The organism is bacterium (genome assembly GCA_040757115.1).
GTDB lineage: Bacteria > UBA9089 > CG2-30-40-21 > CG2-30-40-21 > SBAY01 > JBFLXS01.
Window position 1 is genome coordinate 1 of record JBFLYA010000071.1, and the last position, 17577, is coordinate 17577.

The window sequence follows — 17577 nt, forward strand, 5'->3', positions numbered from 1 at the left end:
TTTATGGAAAGCCATTTACCGATATAGCAGTTATTAGTCAAAATTTTACTCAGGGTGGATAAGTAAAAAATCCCAAATCCCAAGCACCAAATCCCAAATAAGCACCAAATTTCAAGTACTAAATACCAAACTATGGGGGGTAATGTTTTGAATTTTGGTCATTTGAATTTGTTTGGAATTTGGAATTTGTGATTTGGAATTTCATAGCCATATCTGGTCAAATTTCGATTAATAAGTGCTATATATTGTCCCTATGGGACATTAAATGAAGGATGAGGTAGAATTTTCATATTCTATTTTTTTCCATTTTATCATAAGAAATGGGAGAAGGCAAGCCAAATGGACATAATTGTCTAAAAATATAGAGAGTTATAGCACTAATTTGACATAGTGTAGTAATGGTTCACGCATAACTTGTTAATTCACTACGAGTAGTTACGAGTATTTAATTCTAAGCTGGAGTTTCGTGAATTTTCTATGATTCCTTTCTCATTTAATCTTTGCGGTCGATTTCTTTGCGTTCTTTGCGGTTAAAAAAAGGATAAACCACAAAGGGCACAAAGTAGTAACGCAAAGGGCACAAAGGGAAGAAAATAGGTGAAGCATTTTTTATCAACTCAACTTCAAAGGATAAGTTGCAAAAAAAAATCATCAGGCTTTTGAGCCTAATTTTGCCATCTTTGAACAAAATAAACAGATTGATAAGGATTCAGATAGCCTCAATGGCTCCTTAAATTAACGAAACTCCAGATCCCGAAAAACCCTCATAAATATTCATTTCTTATTTTCACCGAGAATTGCTGCAACCTGTCCTGCAATTCAGACAGTAGACCATAGACATCAGACATTAGACTTAAAGGAAGGAAATGGCCAGAAATTACACAAAAATAAAAGCATGGCAATTGGCAGATGAATTCTGTGATTCAGACACTGGACATCAGACATAAGACTATAGACTCTATTTATGCAGGAAATTAGTGACATTTGGGAAACTATCCTCAAAACTTCACTCCCTGAATTTTTCCTAAGCCTTACCTATGTCAGTGACAGTGTCAGTGTCAGTGAAGAAACTCCTTCAACTCATCCAACACTTCCAACTCTTTCTACTCTTTCAACTCTTCCAGCAGAAGTATAGGCAGGTCTCCCAAGCCTTCATTCTTCTGCAATTTCTGCCCGCTTTAGTCTGAGGTCCGATGTCTATAGTCTACTGTCTGAATCACAGTCCGAACATATAAATGAGTAACTACCCCCTTGAAATTGCTATAGTTTTTGGGAGAGGGGAAGTTGTGTCTAATTTTACTCTAAAGAAAAAAGTAACTATTCACCACGAAGAGCACGAAGGACACGAAATGGAATTTAATGTCTTGTAATTTTCGGTAGTGTCTGACAATAACTACAATTTTTTGTAAGCGTTCAGGTGGTGTAACAAAAGGAGATGTGGAGATTAAGGAGATAGGGAGATATTATTAAAAAAATTGAAATTAGTAGAAACTAATAGAAATTTATGGAAATTTGTTGTTTCCCACAATCAATTTCTACCTATTTCTATAAATTTCAATCTATTTCTATTATCTTATCTCCATATCGCCCTTATCTCCTTATCCCCTTTCTTACACTTTTGATATATAGCCTGAACGGTTACAATTTTTTTAACCACAAAGATCGCAAAGAGTTTCACAAAAGAGTCAAAGATTTTTGAGAGAATAAATTTTTTCCTTTATTTCTTTGTGTACTTTGTGGTTAATTTCAGAGACCATCTAATTTTCTTCGTGTTCTTCGTGGTGAATAGTTACGTGGATTCAAGCAAACCTGGCCCAAGACTTCGATGCACCGCTATAGCGAATCCAATGACTCTATTCGATAATTCATCAAATTTCACTTCGTGCTCTCCGTGCCCTTCGTGGTGAATAGTTACAGAAAAAATTTAAAAAAGTGCTTGACTTTTATATGGTAGTCTGACCCTAATACTCTTCTCAAAATCCAAAAAGCAACAAGAATCACTCCAAATGTGCAAACAATTGCCGCACCTGTTGGCAAGTCTAATTGGTAAGACAAAAAAAGACCAATTATGGATGTAAGTATTCCAATTATCCAACCCAAGATAAGTCTTTTGCTTATCTTTTCAAAAACTAATCCTGCACAAACTGCAGGAACTATAAGATAAGAGAATACCAAAAGAACACCAGCAACTGCAACTGATGTGGTAACAACAAGTCCAAATGTAGCATAAAAAAGGAAATCCCAAAGTTTAATTCTAATCCCTTGGTTTTCTGCTTCTCTGGGATATAAGGAAATCTTAAGGAAGGTCTTTCTCCAAATTATGTGGAATATACCCACTAAAATTGCAACAATAAATATTTTGAAAATATCCACCCCTGTTACAAATAATATATTCCCTACCAGCATTCCTTTTATATGTTCTGCTTCTTCAGGTATTTTAGTCAGGACAAGAATTGCACCTGCCGTTGAAACTGCGTAAACTATTCCTATTATTGCTTCCTGAGATACTTTTTTGTCCTTTACCCTTGTTAGGGAAAATATTCCTGCACCAATGAGAGTAAATAGAAGAGAAATCAAATATGCAGAGGTTGAATGAATCTCAACTCCAAAAAGAATTGATGATATTGCACCCAGTGCGGCAATCTGTGCTAATGCTAAATCCACAAAAATTATCTCTCTCTCAATGATATGGATGCCAAAATATGCATAGATACCTGTTAATATCAAACAAGCAATAAAAGGTGCCAACATTAATTCATACATAATTTTCCTCCTTTGCGTTTAGATATTCTGGTAGTCTATGTAGCCCGGGCACTAACTGTTCAGCCGTGTCTATCAGATGGGACAATATTAACTCAAAACTCAAATGTCAAAACTCAAAACCTCATCTCAAAACCTTAAAACTAATAGATTCATTGAGATTTATTGCGACTGATGGAGAAGCCTTTAGTTTTTAGTTTTAAGTTGTAGTTTTGAGCTTTGCGTTTTGAGATTTGAGTTATAGTTACATATTTTTATCTATACCTGAACGGTTACCCCGGGCAGATAGGCACTCAGATACCAGACCACCGAATGGTTGCCTTATTTCATTGTTTCTTCTATTTTTTCAATTATGTAATCAAAGAGTTTAAAATAATTATTAACCCCTTTTACACCTCCTGTCTGGCCTGGAAGGAGTAAAACCTTTGCACCTGTTTTCCTTGAGATTAAATCTGGTGCTTTGAGAGAAAAATATGACTCAACAATTATTAATCTGACCTCCTCCTGTTTTATTGTTTCAATAAGTTTTGCCACATGAGAAGGTGAAGGTGGAATACCTGGTTTTGGCTCAACAAAGCCTGCAATTTGCAAGTCAAAGGTATTTGTAAAATAGGGCCAGGAATTATGATAAGTAACAATCTTTGTTCCTTTGTATCTTGAAATTTTCTCTTTCCACTCAAGAATTTTTTCATCAAGTTTTTTTAAAAAATCTGCCCTATTTTTCTCAAAATATTCTTTATCTTTTGGTGAAATCTTAACGAGGGTATTTAAAATATTTTTTGTAACAACCTTTGCACTCTCGGGTGATAAAAGATAATGTGGATTTCCATAGAGGTGTATATCCCCCATAGAGGCATCTATTTTCCCTTCAGGAACTTCTAACTTTTTAACCCCAACGGATACATCGCAATATCCTTTCTTACCATAAAACAAATTTGAATTTCTTGCTGTCTCAACAAGTGAATCAACCCACATATCTAAGTCCATCCCAATTTTTACTAACATATCTGCATCCCTTAATTTTATTACCATACTTGGTCTGGGCTCAATTTGATGAATATCCTGATTTCCAGTTGACAAACTTACCACAGAAACCTTATCTCCACCTACATATTCAACTAAACTTTTCAGGTCTTCTGTAGTGGTTACAACTTTTGTTGTTGCAAAGACAGTTGAGTTTATGCTTAGAAATAGCGGCAGAATAAATATCCATATATTTCTCATTTTTTTAGCTCCTTTTTTCGTAACCGTTCAGGGAGTCTGGTGTCTGGTGTCTAAGTATCTATGTTACATAGATTACCAGACACATAGACACCCTTTACGCAAAATCGTAGGACTTGCTACTGTCCTGATTTCCCGAATGTTAACTGATTGCTGATACAGGATGGCTGAACGCTTACCTTTTTTCTTACTCCACACCCTCTACTCAAGTGGGTGACTATGTGGTCCTATCCCAAATTGCAACTGCAAATATGCAGAATCATTTTTATTTTCAAAATCATATTTATACTGCAGTCTCAACTTGGTTGTCTCGGTTAAATTTCTTGTAGCAATTAGAGATAAACCTTCAGATTTTTTTGCTATATTTACATCATCATTATGTGGCCAGGCATCCTCTGTATGGTCATATCTAACACCAAAATCGTAATACTTATTTAGCTTATAGTTTGCAAAACTGTAAAAGCCACTTCTTTCTATTTTACCAATAGGAACCTCTCTTTTTAAGAAAAAGATTTCATTTTGCAACAAAAATCTTTTATGAGCAGAGAGCCATTTTTTGTAGGTCAGGTCTATTCCATAAACTTCTACATTATCTTTATGTTCTTTAAAATGTGCTCCTTTCCCTTTGGCAAAATTTAAGCCAATTTCTAATTCAGAAATATCTGACCATGGATACGAACCCCACAATTTTGCTGTACAAACCTTGTCTGCAAGAGAAAATTCATCTGTATGATGCTCTTCTTCATCGTGGTGGTGATGACCTTCTACATACCATGTTCCTAACTCAAACTGAAGGAATCTTTTTGTTGGCAGTAGATAACTTAACACTGCTCCTTGTCCCACTAATCCATGCCCCCCAAAGAAATTTGTAATAACCTCAGGCTGGTCAGCATAAGGTCGATGATGGGAGTGAATCTTATTTATTTTCCCAAAATCAGTATGGATTTTTCCTGCTTTTAGATTAAATCCTTTTCCTAAATTTAAGAAACTGACATAACCTTCACAAATTTCTGCTACGGTTTCTTCTCCATGTCTATGCATTGCTAAAAACATATCCGCCCGCATCTGTGGATAAATATATCCTTGCAATGCCAATTCAACTTCCCTGACTAAAATTTTATTTCTCTCTTCATCATTTTTATCATCATTTAACTTTCCGACTATGTCTCCAACAAAACTTACATCCGGAAAGTTTGCCGTAGTTGTTTTCATCCCTGGTGGCAGAGTTGATTGTTCCTCCTGATTTTGAGCAAAGGAAATACCTCCCAATAGAAAAACCATCAATAAATTAATAAAATTTTTTTTCATTTTTGAACCTCCTGTAAATAGATTTCACCGCAGAACCACAGAAGACGCAGAGAGTAATAAAAAACCAACTGGTATTAAGGGCAAGCCATGAGCCCTTGCATCATCCTGCTGGGCAAACGCTTATGGTTATCCCTCCATAACAGAGCAAGCTGCCTGTCCCTCTTCTGTCTTGCGAATTGTTTTTTTACCGCGAATGGAAAAAACGGGGTTATGCCGGTGGGGCACGACTAAATAGAGAGGTTGAAGCAATTGAAGGCAATAGCAAAGATTCTTGGGGTAAATCTAAAGCGGAAATATGTTGAAGGATATCAAATGAGACATCATCCTGCTGAATTAAAGATAACTGGTGGCTTACAATACAAAGTGAACACTCAGAATGTGAAGTCTCATCCTCGTGGTGATGAAAGCCTCCTACAAAGGAGAAGAATAAAAAAAGTAATATCAAAACAAAAGAAATCTTTTTATTCATAGAACCAAGTTTAACATAAATAGTTATCATTGTCAAGAAAAAAAATTAAAAAGCTGGTAATGCCTCGGTTATCAGGTGTAAATTGTTTGTAGTAACCCGCTTTATCGGATGAATTCCTGATAAACAACCGCATAATGTTTTTTGCAAAAGTAAGTTCCTCTTTTCGCAACTAATGTGGAGTGCGAAAGTGCCAGAGATGCTATCTCCTTGCTTTCGCTTACGGATAAGTCTCATCCGCATTATATCCAGGCCGGTTTCAGGATCAATTACAGCCCCTAAATCATTAATTACCTTCCATTTTAAGCTCTCCATAGCATTGCTCCCAGATCTTTTTAATGGTAACAGAAACTTCTGCGTGGCTATACTCGACCACAGGTTTTTTATTAACCAGTGATTCTACCACCAGCGGGTCAAAACGGATTTTGCCCACCAGACTATATCCGTTCTGCTGGCAATATTGTGTAATTCTCTCTGCCATCTCGGTATTCAGATCGTATTTGTTGATACAGACCAGGGTTGGGATGCCAAAATGGCCGGCTAATTTAGCCACCCGGTCTAAATCGTGCAGTCCGGATAGAGTGGGTTCGGTTACCACCAGCACAGCCGATGCCCCGGTGATAGCCGCAATTACCGGACAGCCAATACCTGGCGGGCCATCAATAATAATCAGGTTATATTTATGTTTTTCAGCTAACAGTTTAGCCTGATTTCTTACTAAGGTAACCAGCTTACCAGAGTTTTCCTCAGCTATACCCAGCTTTGCATGTGCCATCGGGCCATATTGGGTCTCGGATATAAACCAATCACCAGATAGGTTCTCCTCCATTTTAATTGCCTTTTGCTCACAGATATGGCTGCAAACCCCACAGCCTTCACAGGAGATAGAATTAACCTTGAAACCAGGTGATATGGCATCAAACCGGCAAACAACTATGCACTTACCGCACTTATTACAGGCCCGCATATCCAATTTAGCAATCTTACCGCTTCTAAACTGGTGAGTCTCTTTGACCTGAGGCTGAAGCAGAAGATGCAGGTCTGCCGCATCCACATCGCAGTCTGCCATAACCTTGTTTTTAGCTAAAGCAGCAAAAGAAGCAGTAATAATAGTCTTACCCGTGCCTCCTTTACCGCTGATAACAACCAGCTCTTTCAATTTTATTCCCCCTTTCAAATCTAAAATAGAGCTTGACAATGCCTGCTCACAAACTACTGTTATACGCTCTGCCGATCTACTCTCACGTATGTGTTTAGCTCCTTAATATGTGTTGAGCTTCCTCATTAAAGAGCCAGAAATCGTTTTGTTTAATTGTAAATTTTAAATTGCAAATTTTAAATTTTTTCGACCTGTGAAATAGGTTTACAAATATCCTCCAATAGAGTAGAGAAAGCGTCCCGCTTTGTATCTTCAGTGAGAAAAAGAATAAACAGGCCGCTCCTATGGAGCTAACTCATATCTTTGTTTGGTAAAATAGCCTCATAGACAAACTGTCTTCCTCTTTCATCAAGTAACTCTTCATTTCGACTTACCAGGTGTAATTTGTATAAGTTAAGTAGCCTTGTAGAGCTGGTATTAATTTCAAGACCCATTAAATCCGCTAATTCTCTGGCAGAGAGTTTGCCTTTTTTTAATACATAACTTAAGGTATCCCGAAGATAGGTGTTTAATACTCCTAATACCTGATAAGCTTCATTTTCATCAAAAGATAGTATGGCTAATTTCTTACGCTCTAATGCTACTTCAATATTCTCCCGCTGGGTTGAATTTGTTCCCTTTAACAGGATGTGTTTATCTCCATACTCGCCAGAATTAAGTCTGGTGATAAGTTTAGCAATAATCTCATCTGCACAGGAATAGTCAATAATACCAATGCCTCCAAAATCTAATATAATTATTGTCCCTTCTGGTTCTTTTTCTAACATACCTTCAATAGCCTCTCGAATCCTTTTGCCTGTTTGGCGAGTGACTAAATTAAAAGAGCCATTGGTAAGGCACGTAGCCATAATATTTTTTAGTTGATAAGTGTTATGCCTGGTCATGGATATTTTACCTCAAATTATTCACTTAAAAGGCTACATCAAGTTTCTTTTCCATTATACTTTATCCTTTTATCAACAGCAATTCTCGGTGAAATTTTGCAGGTAGTATTGACAATGGATCTCAGGCAAAAGCAAAAATGTTTTTCGCCAAGATTCTTGGTAAAGAGAGAATGTAGTGAGGGACTTTAGTCCCGTTATAATGCTTGTGGTTACTATAAGACGCACCTAAAGGTGCTCACTACAGTCTAGTTACATTCACCGAGAATTGCTGTTTTATCAAAAAAACTCTTGACAAATTTATTAAAATGTAGTATATTATTATAATAGAGTTTGTGAGTAAGGCCTATACGGTTCCCAAGGGGACTTTGCTCTGTGAGTTGAAGAATGATCCTTGGGGGGTACCATATAGGGGTCGCAAACTCATTTTTTATGCAGATAAATTCTCCTCCTCAAAACATATCTTTTCCTTGAAAATCTCATACCAGTCTAAATTTTTATTCTCATATTTTCTAAATATTCCCCAACAGAAAAGGTCTACTGCCTGTAGCCCTTTACTCGTTTTGGAATCTAAATGAAAGACATTAAGTTTCACCTTAGGGGAAAGGCTTCCTTCTAATTGATAAAGAAGGTATGCGTCGAATGTTCTTTGTTCTTCTTTGGTCTTACACCGATCAAGAGTTATAATTATTCTGGAACTTGCTTTTTTAAGTGGGCACCTTTCAATTATTAACCTTGCCAGGTAGTTATATAGCCTTTCTTTATCTTTCCTTAAAGTTTCGGGAACTTTCTTTTTGTTGAAAACTACCACATAAAGGCTAAATGGATCATTTTTAATTTGTCTATAAAAGTATCTTTTTGTCCCTATACTTGTTTTAGACCCTTTAAGCTCTAAGGAGATATTCTTTTTTCTGACGTAATTAACCTTACTTTTAAGTGTCCTTGCAACAGCCTTCTCTATGTTTCTAATTACAAAACCACTTTCAATTACCAGCAAAGTTATTATGAAATAGCCAGTCGTCTTCGGCTTTGAGAAATCAAACCCTAAATCACCACTTTCATCAAGATATAAATATAACATTTTCGTATTCATTCTCCAGTTCTTTAAGTTTTTCTAGTTCGGCCCAGGGTCTAATAGAATTACCAATAGTCCTGCCGGGTGCTGGTGAAGAGTATCTTATATAGTTTGATTTTTTATGATTCTCAAGGCTTAAGTTAAGTTGTTGTGACTCCATATGATTCCCATATTTTAACATTATTCTTTTCTCCCTCCGCCAAGAAATTGTATCAAATTATCATCCCATTTTTGAATCATATATACATGTTTACGAGGATTTTTTAATATTTGAGGGTCTATATCAAACTTTAAGTAATATTTGACTCTTTTTAACACATTCAGATTCATTGATTGCCAACAATACCATGCTATTACTCCATCATTTGTATTAGGACCTAAGTTGGTAAAATACCATCCAGTACCATGTGCTGAATCCATTGCTATCCACGGAGCGGATGGCCTAAATTTTCTAGTTCTCATAATATTATCGTAATTTTCTTTACTTGTATAATGGTAAACTATCATTTTTTTATTTCTCCCAAGGGAACTATTGCATATTGTAGATGTTTGACATACTCCGGTATTTCTGCCTCATCCTTCTCATGAACTACAATATCGATTTCTTTTAAGGGACCATGATGAAACTTAGTAAAACAATAGTTAATGGAAATCAGAAGGAGTAGTACGGCTGTACTTATAGATATACCTCCTCGGCCACTACCCAAAATAGGCATAATTAGTTTAGAGATTCTCATAATAGCTGTTTTTTCAAAGATTTGTTCAACACATTTGCAAATGGAGCTCGGTTCTGTTTTAAAGCCAATAGATTCTGCTTTTAATACTGAAGCTATTAATAAAATATTAACATTAAGATTGTAAAAGGAAGATAACTCGATGATAGTGCCTACTGGATAAATTTCGTTATTGTTTCGTTGACAATCTACTTCTCTTTCTTGCAATTGACCTTTAATAAATTGTTTAAGTTCTGAAATTCTATCAGGACAATATGTGATATTAAATGAACCAAATGCAGTTTTAGTATCCACAAGCTCATCAATAAATGTTGCATCAACGGGAAGTACTACTGCTACTGTTTTATCTAAACCTGAAATATCTTCAATCTTGCCTATTTTGATGTTAACTTTATATTTCCCAAATGTAAGAGGAAGAGGTTCATTCTTAATGTTTATTTTTTCCTTCACCCATTTGTTTTGTTTCAGAATTTGAATAACACCACAACCCACAAGCATAACTCCCATTATGAATAATAGCCATCTTGTTAAATCTGTTAGAGTTACTGGAAAACAGAAACCTGTTATTTTATCATATTTAAAAATGGAAGATAAAATGAATAAGAGCCCAACTAATATTGTCAAAACAATAGGATTTTTGGATATTAATATTATAATCTCTTTTATCTCTTTAATCATAACTTGTTCTCCATCCATCAATAATATTTCCCTACAAAATGTTTTTCTATCATCCCCCTAATCTCCTTACCATTTACAAGTTCTACTTCTGTCTTTTTATCAGATTGAGTTGGTATATTATAAATAACAGTTTTGCCAAATGTGTATAATATTATCGTATGTGGTAATCAGTCTAATAACGCCACGACCTATGGATTTAAGTCGATGAGTTTGTAGGAAATTATCCATTTCATCATATCCCTCATCCCTCGGCATCAACAGAACATAATGAAATATTCTAGTACCAATCTCTCTTACAACTAAAATTGGACGACTATCCGATGGATAAGGTTTATCTCTTTTAGCTGCAAATTCGATTTTTATATTTCTGTTTCTCCTGCTGAATACTACGGGTCTAACTTCTTCCTGGCCTATTTTTGTAGGAGATATTTTTTCAAACAGATATGCTCTTTCTGATGAATTAGGTTGAACTTTGAAGAATTGCCTGTTTACATCCACATTAAAATGGATTTGAGTCCATCGATCTCCGGCTTTTGGCACCTCAGCAACCAACATCTTTGAATTTTCTTCGACAGGTATTATTTCAATCTCCTCTTTCTCCTCCTCAGATATTTCTTCTGGTTCAACTTCCTCGATAATTTTCCGCTTTCTCCGAATAATTCTATTTTGTCTGGCGAGTTCTATTATTTCATCATTAATTTCTTTTAAAGAATCCGAATGGATTTCTAAAAACCGCTCCATATCTCCAAGATCAACTTCTTCACCTGGCTCGGAAATAAAAACAGAATAAGCTTCAATATTATTTTTTAATCCTCCATGAGTAAGATTACCTGAACCAACAATGATAACTTGTGTTCCATCATTTCGAATAAAGTGGACAATCTTGGGATGAAAAACACCTTCCATTCGTTTATAAAATATTTTAACTTTGAAATTTTCGTATTCATTTTCCAGTTCTTTAAGTTTTTCTAGTGCAGCAGGATCAGTAATAGCATCTATTCCAATAATTAAATCAGTACTACCTCGTTGCAAAAACCTTCTAACATCCGGATCGTCCAAGAGACCACCTATTCCTGGTCGAGAAGCAAAAGCGAATATGCCTCTCCATAATATGGTCTCCGGGAAAATTAATTGATCGATAATAGCCTCAATAAGATAATGTGGATTTTGACTATGTGGATCCTGAATGTAAAAATTATATTGCATTTTTATCCCCCTGTTGTGATTCACTCATCAACTCTGAATAGAACTTCACCGTTTTTCCTTTTGCCTTCGTCTTTGGTGGCTTCATAAAAATCAAAATATGCTCATGGACATTTTTAAAAAGAAGGTTAGGTGGATATGGATAACTTCCAAATATCGGTCTTTGAGAACCCCAGGAGCCCCACTTACCACCAGTGCCGTTTTTATTCCAAATAACCTCATTTACTAATACAAAACCAATATCCCTTAACCGAATAATAAAATCTGCTGCTAAAGGAAAAGTCAGAAGACCATAATCGGTATGCTGGTTTACATTAGCAGTTACTAGACATATTTTGCGACCAGGCATTAACACCCTATAACATTCTTCAAAAACAGGTTGAATTTCCTCAAAGAATTTCGTGTACATATTAATATTGCCCAGATTGATCTCTTTATTCCCATAATCTGCTTTATTCCAATAAGGTGGACTTGTTACAATGAGTGCAATAGAATTATCTTCAACAAAACCTAACTCCCTACTGTCACCGATGTTAGTAACAAGCTTATCTCCAGGATTAATATTTTTTTCTTCCAGATCATTTCTCAGGATATTAAGATAATCCTCATTTTGTTCAACACAAATAGCTTTTCTATCTAATTCCAGAGCAATCCTGCCCGTAGTTCCAACTCCTGCAAAAGGGTCTAACACTGTTTCCCCGACAAAAGTAAACATTTTTATTAGTCTTTTAGGAATTTCCTCTGGAAAAACAGCCGGGTGTTTAGGATGTTTGATATTTGCAATCTGCCATACCGTCAATGTATATTCGCGCCACTCATCCTTTGTAATTTTACTCCGCTCCTTTATTTTTGAATCCATATATTACAACTCCTTTGTTTTGTTATTTTTCTTTGTATCAATTTCATTTTCTCTTCCGCAGACAATTATAGATCTCGTCAACTCTTTGAAATAAGTATATTTTTCTGTCGGCATATCAACAAGTTCTAATAATATTCTGTCAATCTCATTTATATTCTCTTCAGCGTTATAAGGACAATAGGTAATAGACTTTACTTTGGAATTATTACTGACTATGGGTTTTTTACTAATAGATTCCCATAGTTTAATGCTGTTTTCTTCTACAATAGTTTTTTGCTTTGGGGACAAATCATTAATACTATAAGGCACTCTTTTTATAAAGGAAAGATTTAAATGAAAACCATCCCCTTCAACTCGCCAAAGCCAATATAGTATCCTGCTTGTAAGTATGCCATAGGCAATATTTGCATCTTTTTCAGTTTTAAATGAGATCGGAAATAAAGTTGAATATGAATTTTCTTCGTCATTTGTGGAATATGGGTTAAATCGATATATTGAAAGCCAATTATATGAGGTCCTCCCGACAAATATCCTGTTTGGAGTATGCTTATTAGAATTATCTTCAATAATATCTTGCCTTAATCGACTCTTTCTGTTTAATAGTTTAAAATATAAAGTTTTTTCAAAATCAGTTCCGATTTTAGGAATGCTTTGTTTTATATTAAGATTTTCTAAACAAGTATGTGTTATGTTTTTAAAAAGAGATGTGCGATTTCTACTGTTCCATCGCAACAACGGAGTTGTAAAAATAGATTTTTTATTGTTCTTGTTTTGGTCAATGAATATAATCGTGTTTCGTGTTTTAACATCATCACCAAATAATGAATCCGGAGTTCTATCAAAATTAGTAAAGTAGCAAATTCTATTAATGTTCATAATGTCTTCCCTGATTTTACAAAATTCCCGGCCAGTATTGTAAGTAATTGAAAGAGGAACAACTATAGCACCCGCAGAGTGTTGAGGCTTGCATACAGACCACATTATTCTAATAAAATCCGGATATAAATAATCCCCCCTAATTCTTTTAGAATACGGAGGATTTGTAACAAAAAAGGTGAAATCATTTATTATAGAAAATATCTTTTTTATGAGACTCCTATTTAATTTTGTAGCATCCATGACTGCGAGATTTTTTTTAATTGTTTGATAATAATACCAGGGTCTATCAATATTAACATCAGTTTGACTTAAGCAAAATGTTAATAAATTAAACGCACTGGATTGAATTGCCTGTCTACTAATATCTATACCATATATCTTTTCTTTGATAAATCGTATTATATCCTCTATTCTATTGGGTATGAATTTTTCGTTGATATAGTATTCTACGATTGTTTTTAAAAATAATCCAGAACCACAGGCAGGATCTATCCATTCACCCTGTAAAAAATCTAACCTATCCTTTTTCTTTTCAACAATATTTTTTATCATGAAATACGCAACATCTGATGGTGTATAATAAATACCAAATTCCCGTTTTTTCATTCGCTCAAATCCATTTTTCAAGAATAGTTCATTGTCCGTTTCATAAATTTCTAATATATATGGATATAGATCTAAAAACATCTCATTATATGATAACTCGCATAATGATTGAGTGCTTATATTATTTAGCCATTTTTCTAAGGGGTTAATGTCTAATTTAATATACCCATTATAAAACCACATTACACTTTCTAATAAGCCTGCATTTTTATTTACATTATTGGTAGAAACTCCTGTGAGCCACATACTTAAAATGGCATTTGTGAGAAGATTTACATTCTTTCCATAATCGGTAGGTGTATTTTCTATTAATGGTGTGTGAACATTAAGATTGTTTTTATAGAAATGGCTTAATTCTTCTAACATATTGAGTTCTTTAGCCCTTTTCTTCATTTCTGCAGATATTGTTAAAATCTTTTCAGCCCAGGGTCTAATAGAATTACCAATAGTCCTGCCGGGTGCTGGTGAAGAGTATCTTATATAGTTTGATTTTTTATGATTTTCAAGGCTTAAGTTAAGTTGTTGTGGCATATTAGCTCATTTCCTTTCTTTAGTTACATCAACTTGATAACAGCAAAAATTAAAATGAATTTAGTAGTTTTTCTAATTGTTTTGAAATTACGAGGGAATTTTCCAAATTGATTCTGGCTAACCGTTTTGCCTCAGCAATTAGTTTTTTTTGCACATCCTCAATTCTCTTCGCATCTTCTAATGGCTTGGGAGATGAGTCTATAGCAATCACTCTCTGTAAATTGTCTCTTATTTGCCTAATATTTGCATAGTGATAAGATAAATTAAATACTAATTGGCTATTACCCAATAGTCCTAACCAGCCTATGTTTATCATTGAGTCCCAAGAATCGGTTATAAAATAACAAAAATCACCCTGATATTTACTTTCAGGTAATTGAGAAAATTTAGCAAGAAAATCATCATCCCATTTTATCTCATTAATAATACTTTGAATTAGTTCTCTTTTTCGTTTCTTATCTTCGTCAGTACTAAAAAGATATGATGATTTGGTATAGGTTAGAATCTCTTGACTCGTTTTAATCTGATTCCCTAATGATTCAACTTGCTTCTTCTCCTGGTTTAACATTTCAGATAATATCTCTACTTGATGACGGATATTTTTAAGAGTTTTCTCAGTATTGGTAGCAATAGAATCTGCTCTAACGAGTTGGGTATAGGACAGATCATTATTCTTTTTCATTTGTAATTGTTGTTGTTGAAATAATTGTGTTTGTGTACCCATTTCATTAAATAACTTGGCGACATTCTCAGCATTTTTCTGAGATTCACGACGAGTATCATTAAGTGCCACAATAGCAACAAAACAGGCAACGGTAGTCATAAAGCAGGAAATGATAGTCATAAAATTCATAATATTAGAGAATGTAAAAGTTCCTTTCTCTCTCTTCCTATCAGTAACATACCATATAAGTAAGATTATTCCATATAAACTGAGTCCCCCTAAAAACCAACCTATCATTAAGCCTAACATCTTTTCTTAACATCCTTTCTTAAGATTAAGGTTTCAATGCGTTCAATTGAACTCATAAATAATATACCATATTATTCTAAATCTGTCAAGTGTTTTTTTTAAATTTTTTTAAATTTTTTCACGAAATTTCAGGAAGGATAATACTTATTTGTGTTCCTGGGAAGAAACTAAGTGCAGATTGTTGAGGTTTAGTAGTATCCCATTCAGGCACTATGCCCAGTTTAGCTGTTCCTGAGCGAATCATAAACTTACCACCCCATTTTTGTACCAATTTTCTTACATTTGTTAGTCCATGCCCTCTACCTATATCATCATACCGGGATGCACCTTCAAATAAAGCAAGCCTGATTGCTTCCAAATCGGACCAATCTTTATAACGACTACTGTACTTATGGGTAAGAGAGTCTTTTATTCCTATCCCTAAATCCATAACCGCAATCTTTACCACATACTTGCCTAACCTTTTTTCGTAAAGGTACCTTTGAATGCCCACATACCCCGCAGATTGGCTATGTTCCGGAATATTCTGACAAATTTCTGATAAAGCGACAATAAAGGAATCAATGGCTTGAGTATCATAGTTAAGATTCGTCTTTAAAATAGTTTCTGCCCTTTGTTTTACTCTGTCCACAATAGTATGAATATCATCTGTCCCTTCTATCTTTGTAATTTCAAGCAAGACATCTGAGTGTCTACTTCGCAAGAACCGATCTTCTATTTTTATAGTGGAAGTATCTATTTCAAAGACATTGCCTGCCTTCTCCAAAAAGTCCATCCGCTCAAGATACTTTAACACATCTGTTAATTGAGGCAAGATAAGTATTGGAATAATGTCTGATTCCTTCTTCAAATACCAACCGATTTCCAATAACCCAACCATCCCATAAGGGTCGATAAACTCAGCTTTGGCTATATTGATAATGGCTCCATTTTTTATACTATCCTTCTTAGAACTTAATTGGGAAAATAGCCTTTCAAATGTATTTTCATCTAAGGATGTTGGTGAGGATAAACTATCTGCTATGCGATCTATAATCTTCATCATCAGCTCCTTTCAATCCCACCTCATAGGGGTAGCATTTACTGCTTCACAACATGAAGCCATAGATAATGTTCTCTAACTCCAGACTTCTCCAAAGTTGAGGTGTCGTTCGCTATAAGATATGGCATTTCAATTAGTTACGAGAATGTCGTTAAATTGGACATTTGCAAATTTCTTGACTCTGTAACATATTGAATTTAAAAGAGAGATTTTTTGCAATGATTTTGGCTAAAAATTCAACGTGTTTAAAATCAAGAAGTTATCGCTAAAGCTAATGTCCAAAAATTTGGAGTCAGGTTGGAGAAGTCTGAACTCATTATAATTTTTCGATAAGAGTGACTGGACTCTCTGGTTTGATAAAGGTATAAAGTATGCTAAAACAAACATACAGAGCATTAAAATAAGTTTATATACTTCTTTCATGATTTTCTCCTGCCTTGTTTTTAGCTAAAGCACCAAAAGAAGCGGTAATAATAGTCTTACCCGTGCCTCCTTTACCGCTGATAACAACAAGCTCTTTCATTAGTTTGTTCCTTTACCTTTTCTTCCGCATATAACCACAAAACCACCCTGACCGTATCCCTGCCGATGGGGTTCTACTTCCTTTAAAATCTTCGGCAAAGAAAAGATGGTCTGGCTGGTTGTTATCTCCTTAAAATCGTTCACCTTCAGCAACTCTATTTACCAAATACTTTTGTTAAGGATGTAACCTCAATTGCATTTGTCATTTCACTTGCTCCGCCATAACTTAAAATGTAACAACTTTATCGCTTTCTTTTATTATTTCGTACATATCTTTCATCGTAGAAATCGGACACATTTCCGACCCTTCTTCCTCCCTTGATCTTATACACGTTCCACAGGCATAAATCTTACCGCCGGATTTCATAAATTTTTCTGCCTGCTCAATCGTATTGAATTTTTCAGTGCTTATTTTTTGATATTCAACGCCTTTTCCCATAAAAAAGCATTTAACCTCATCTTTCTGATTCAAACAAAAATTTCCATACCTTAAAGCATTCCAGCATGTTTCCGCATCATTAGTTGAAATAATCAATCCAATTTTCACGGTAAGCCTCCTCGTATAATATGTTTAATATAGTTATTAATTAATTTATAATTAATATTTAATAATATTTCTCTCCTCATGGGAGAGTTTATGAAATCTTTGATTGTGAACAAAAAGAAACTTGACTTTTATG

General features: G+C 34.7%; 19 protein-coding genes and 1 pseudogene. 2 read left to right on the forward strand and 18 right to left on the reverse strand.

Annotation, left to right across the window (positions count from 1 at the left end):
* Positions 1 to 1504 precede the first annotated feature (1504 nt).
* The gene (locus AB1422_08125) at positions 1505 to 1699 is read left to right on the forward strand and encodes a hypothetical protein (protein ID MEW6619286.1); all 195 of its coding nucleotides are present in this window, start codon (positions 1505 to 1507) and stop codon (positions 1697 to 1699) included.
* Positions 1700 to 1795: 96 nt separating this feature from the next.
* Here the strand turns inward: AB1422_08125 and AB1422_08130 are convergent.
* Positions 1796 to 1879, reverse strand: a pseudogene (locus AB1422_08130) (GxxExxY protein).
* A 32-nt stretch (positions 1880 to 1911) separates the two neighbouring features.
* On the reverse strand, positions 1912 to 2763 hold the full coding sequence (locus tag AB1422_08135) for a metal ABC transporter permease (protein MEW6619287.1): 852 nt from the start codon (positions 2761 to 2763) through the stop codon (positions 1912 to 1914).
* 12 nt (positions 2764 to 2775) lie between these two features.
* On the opposite strand from AB1422_08135, the gene AB1422_08140 reads away from it, so the two are divergent.
* On the forward strand, positions 2776 to 2901 hold the full coding sequence (locus tag AB1422_08140) for a hypothetical protein (protein MEW6619288.1): 126 nt from the start codon (positions 2776 to 2778) through the stop codon (positions 2899 to 2901).
* A gap of 180 nt (positions 2902 to 3081) precedes the next feature.
* Here AB1422_08140 and AB1422_08145 read toward each other — a convergent pair whose 3' ends face one another.
* The 16 genes from AB1422_08145 to AB1422_08220 all read right to left on the reverse strand — a co-directional run bounded on the left by AB1422_08145 (position 3082) and on the right by AB1422_08220 (position 17444).
* On the reverse strand, positions 3082 to 3984 hold the full coding sequence (locus AB1422_08145; protein ID MEW6619289.1) for a metal ABC transporter substrate-binding protein: 903 nt from the start codon (positions 3982 to 3984) through the stop codon (positions 3082 to 3084).
* Between the two features lie 198 nt (positions 3985 to 4182).
* A complete protein-coding gene (locus tag AB1422_08150) occupies positions 4183 to 5289 on the reverse strand; it encodes a hypothetical protein (GenBank protein MEW6619290.1) in 1107 nt (368 codons plus the stop codon).
* 208 nt (positions 5290 to 5497) lie between these two features.
* Positions 5498 to 5758: a hypothetical protein gene (locus AB1422_08155; protein ID MEW6619291.1), complete on the reverse strand. Its 261-nt coding sequence runs from the start codon at positions 5756 to 5758 to the stop codon at positions 5498 to 5500.
* Positions 5759 to 5803: 45 nt separating this feature from the next.
* Positions 5804 to 6070, reverse strand: a complete 267-nt coding sequence (locus tag AB1422_08160) for a hypothetical protein (protein MEW6619292.1) — start codon at positions 6068 to 6070, stop codon at positions 5804 to 5806.
* Positions 6042 to 6914: an ATP-binding protein gene (locus AB1422_08165; protein MEW6619293.1), complete on the reverse strand. Its 873-nt coding sequence runs from the start codon at positions 6912 to 6914 to the stop codon at positions 6042 to 6044. The genes AB1422_08160 and AB1422_08165 overlap by 29 nt, the downstream gene beginning before the upstream one ends.
* 290 nt (positions 6915 to 7204) lie before the next feature.
* Positions 7205 to 7798 carry an STAS-like domain-containing protein gene (locus AB1422_08170; GenBank protein MEW6619294.1) on the reverse strand — a complete coding sequence of 198 codons (594 nt, stop codon included), beginning with the start codon at positions 7796 to 7798 and terminating at the stop codon, positions 7205 to 7207.
* A 427-nt stretch (positions 7799 to 8225) separates the two neighbouring features.
* Positions 8226 to 8876 (reverse strand): DUF3800 domain-containing protein, encoded by a 651-nt coding sequence (locus AB1422_08175; protein MEW6619295.1) that lies wholly within the window; start codon positions 8874 to 8876, stop codon positions 8226 to 8228.
* Positions 8877 to 9050: 174 nt separating this feature from the next.
* Positions 9051 to 9377: an HYD1 signature containing ADP-ribosyltransferase family protein gene (locus AB1422_08180; GenBank protein ID MEW6619296.1), complete on the reverse strand. Its 327-nt coding sequence runs from the start codon at positions 9375 to 9377 to the stop codon at positions 9051 to 9053.
* Positions 9374 to 10282 (reverse strand): macro domain-containing protein, encoded by a 909-nt coding sequence (locus AB1422_08185; GenBank protein MEW6619297.1) that lies wholly within the window; start codon positions 10280 to 10282, stop codon positions 9374 to 9376. The genes AB1422_08180 and AB1422_08185 overlap by 4 nt, the downstream gene beginning before the upstream one ends.
* 117 nt (positions 10283 to 10399) lie before the next feature.
* Positions 10400 to 11488 (reverse strand): phospholipase D family protein, encoded by a 1089-nt coding sequence (locus AB1422_08190; protein MEW6619298.1) that lies wholly within the window; start codon positions 11486 to 11488, stop codon positions 10400 to 10402.
* Positions 11478 to 12344, reverse strand: a complete 867-nt coding sequence (locus AB1422_08195; protein ID MEW6619299.1) for a site-specific DNA-methyltransferase — start codon at positions 12342 to 12344, stop codon at positions 11478 to 11480. The genes AB1422_08190 and AB1422_08195 overlap by 11 nt, the downstream gene beginning before the upstream one ends.
* Positions 12345 to 12347: 3 nt before the next feature.
* Entirely contained in the window at positions 12348 to 14360 is a 2013-nt protein-coding gene (locus AB1422_08200; GenBank protein ID MEW6619300.1) for an N-6 DNA methylase, read from the reverse strand.
* A 49-nt stretch (positions 14361 to 14409) separates the two neighbouring features.
* Entirely contained in the window at positions 14410 to 15333 is a 924-nt protein-coding gene (locus AB1422_08205; GenBank protein MEW6619301.1) for a hypothetical protein, read from the reverse strand.
* A 118-nt stretch (positions 15334 to 15451) separates the two neighbouring features.
* Entirely contained in the window at positions 15452 to 16375 is a 924-nt protein-coding gene (locus AB1422_08210) for an ATP-binding protein (protein ID MEW6619302.1), read from the reverse strand.
* Between the two features lie 522 nt (positions 16376 to 16897).
* Entirely contained in the window at positions 16898 to 17041 is a 144-nt protein-coding gene (locus AB1422_08215; GenBank protein ID MEW6619303.1) for a hypothetical protein, read from the reverse strand.
* A gap of 82 nt (positions 17042 to 17123) precedes the next feature.
* Positions 17124 to 17444, reverse strand: a complete 321-nt coding sequence (locus AB1422_08220) for a DsrE family protein (protein ID MEW6619304.1) — start codon at positions 17442 to 17444, stop codon at positions 17124 to 17126.
* Positions 17445 to 17577: the final 133 nt, after the last annotated feature.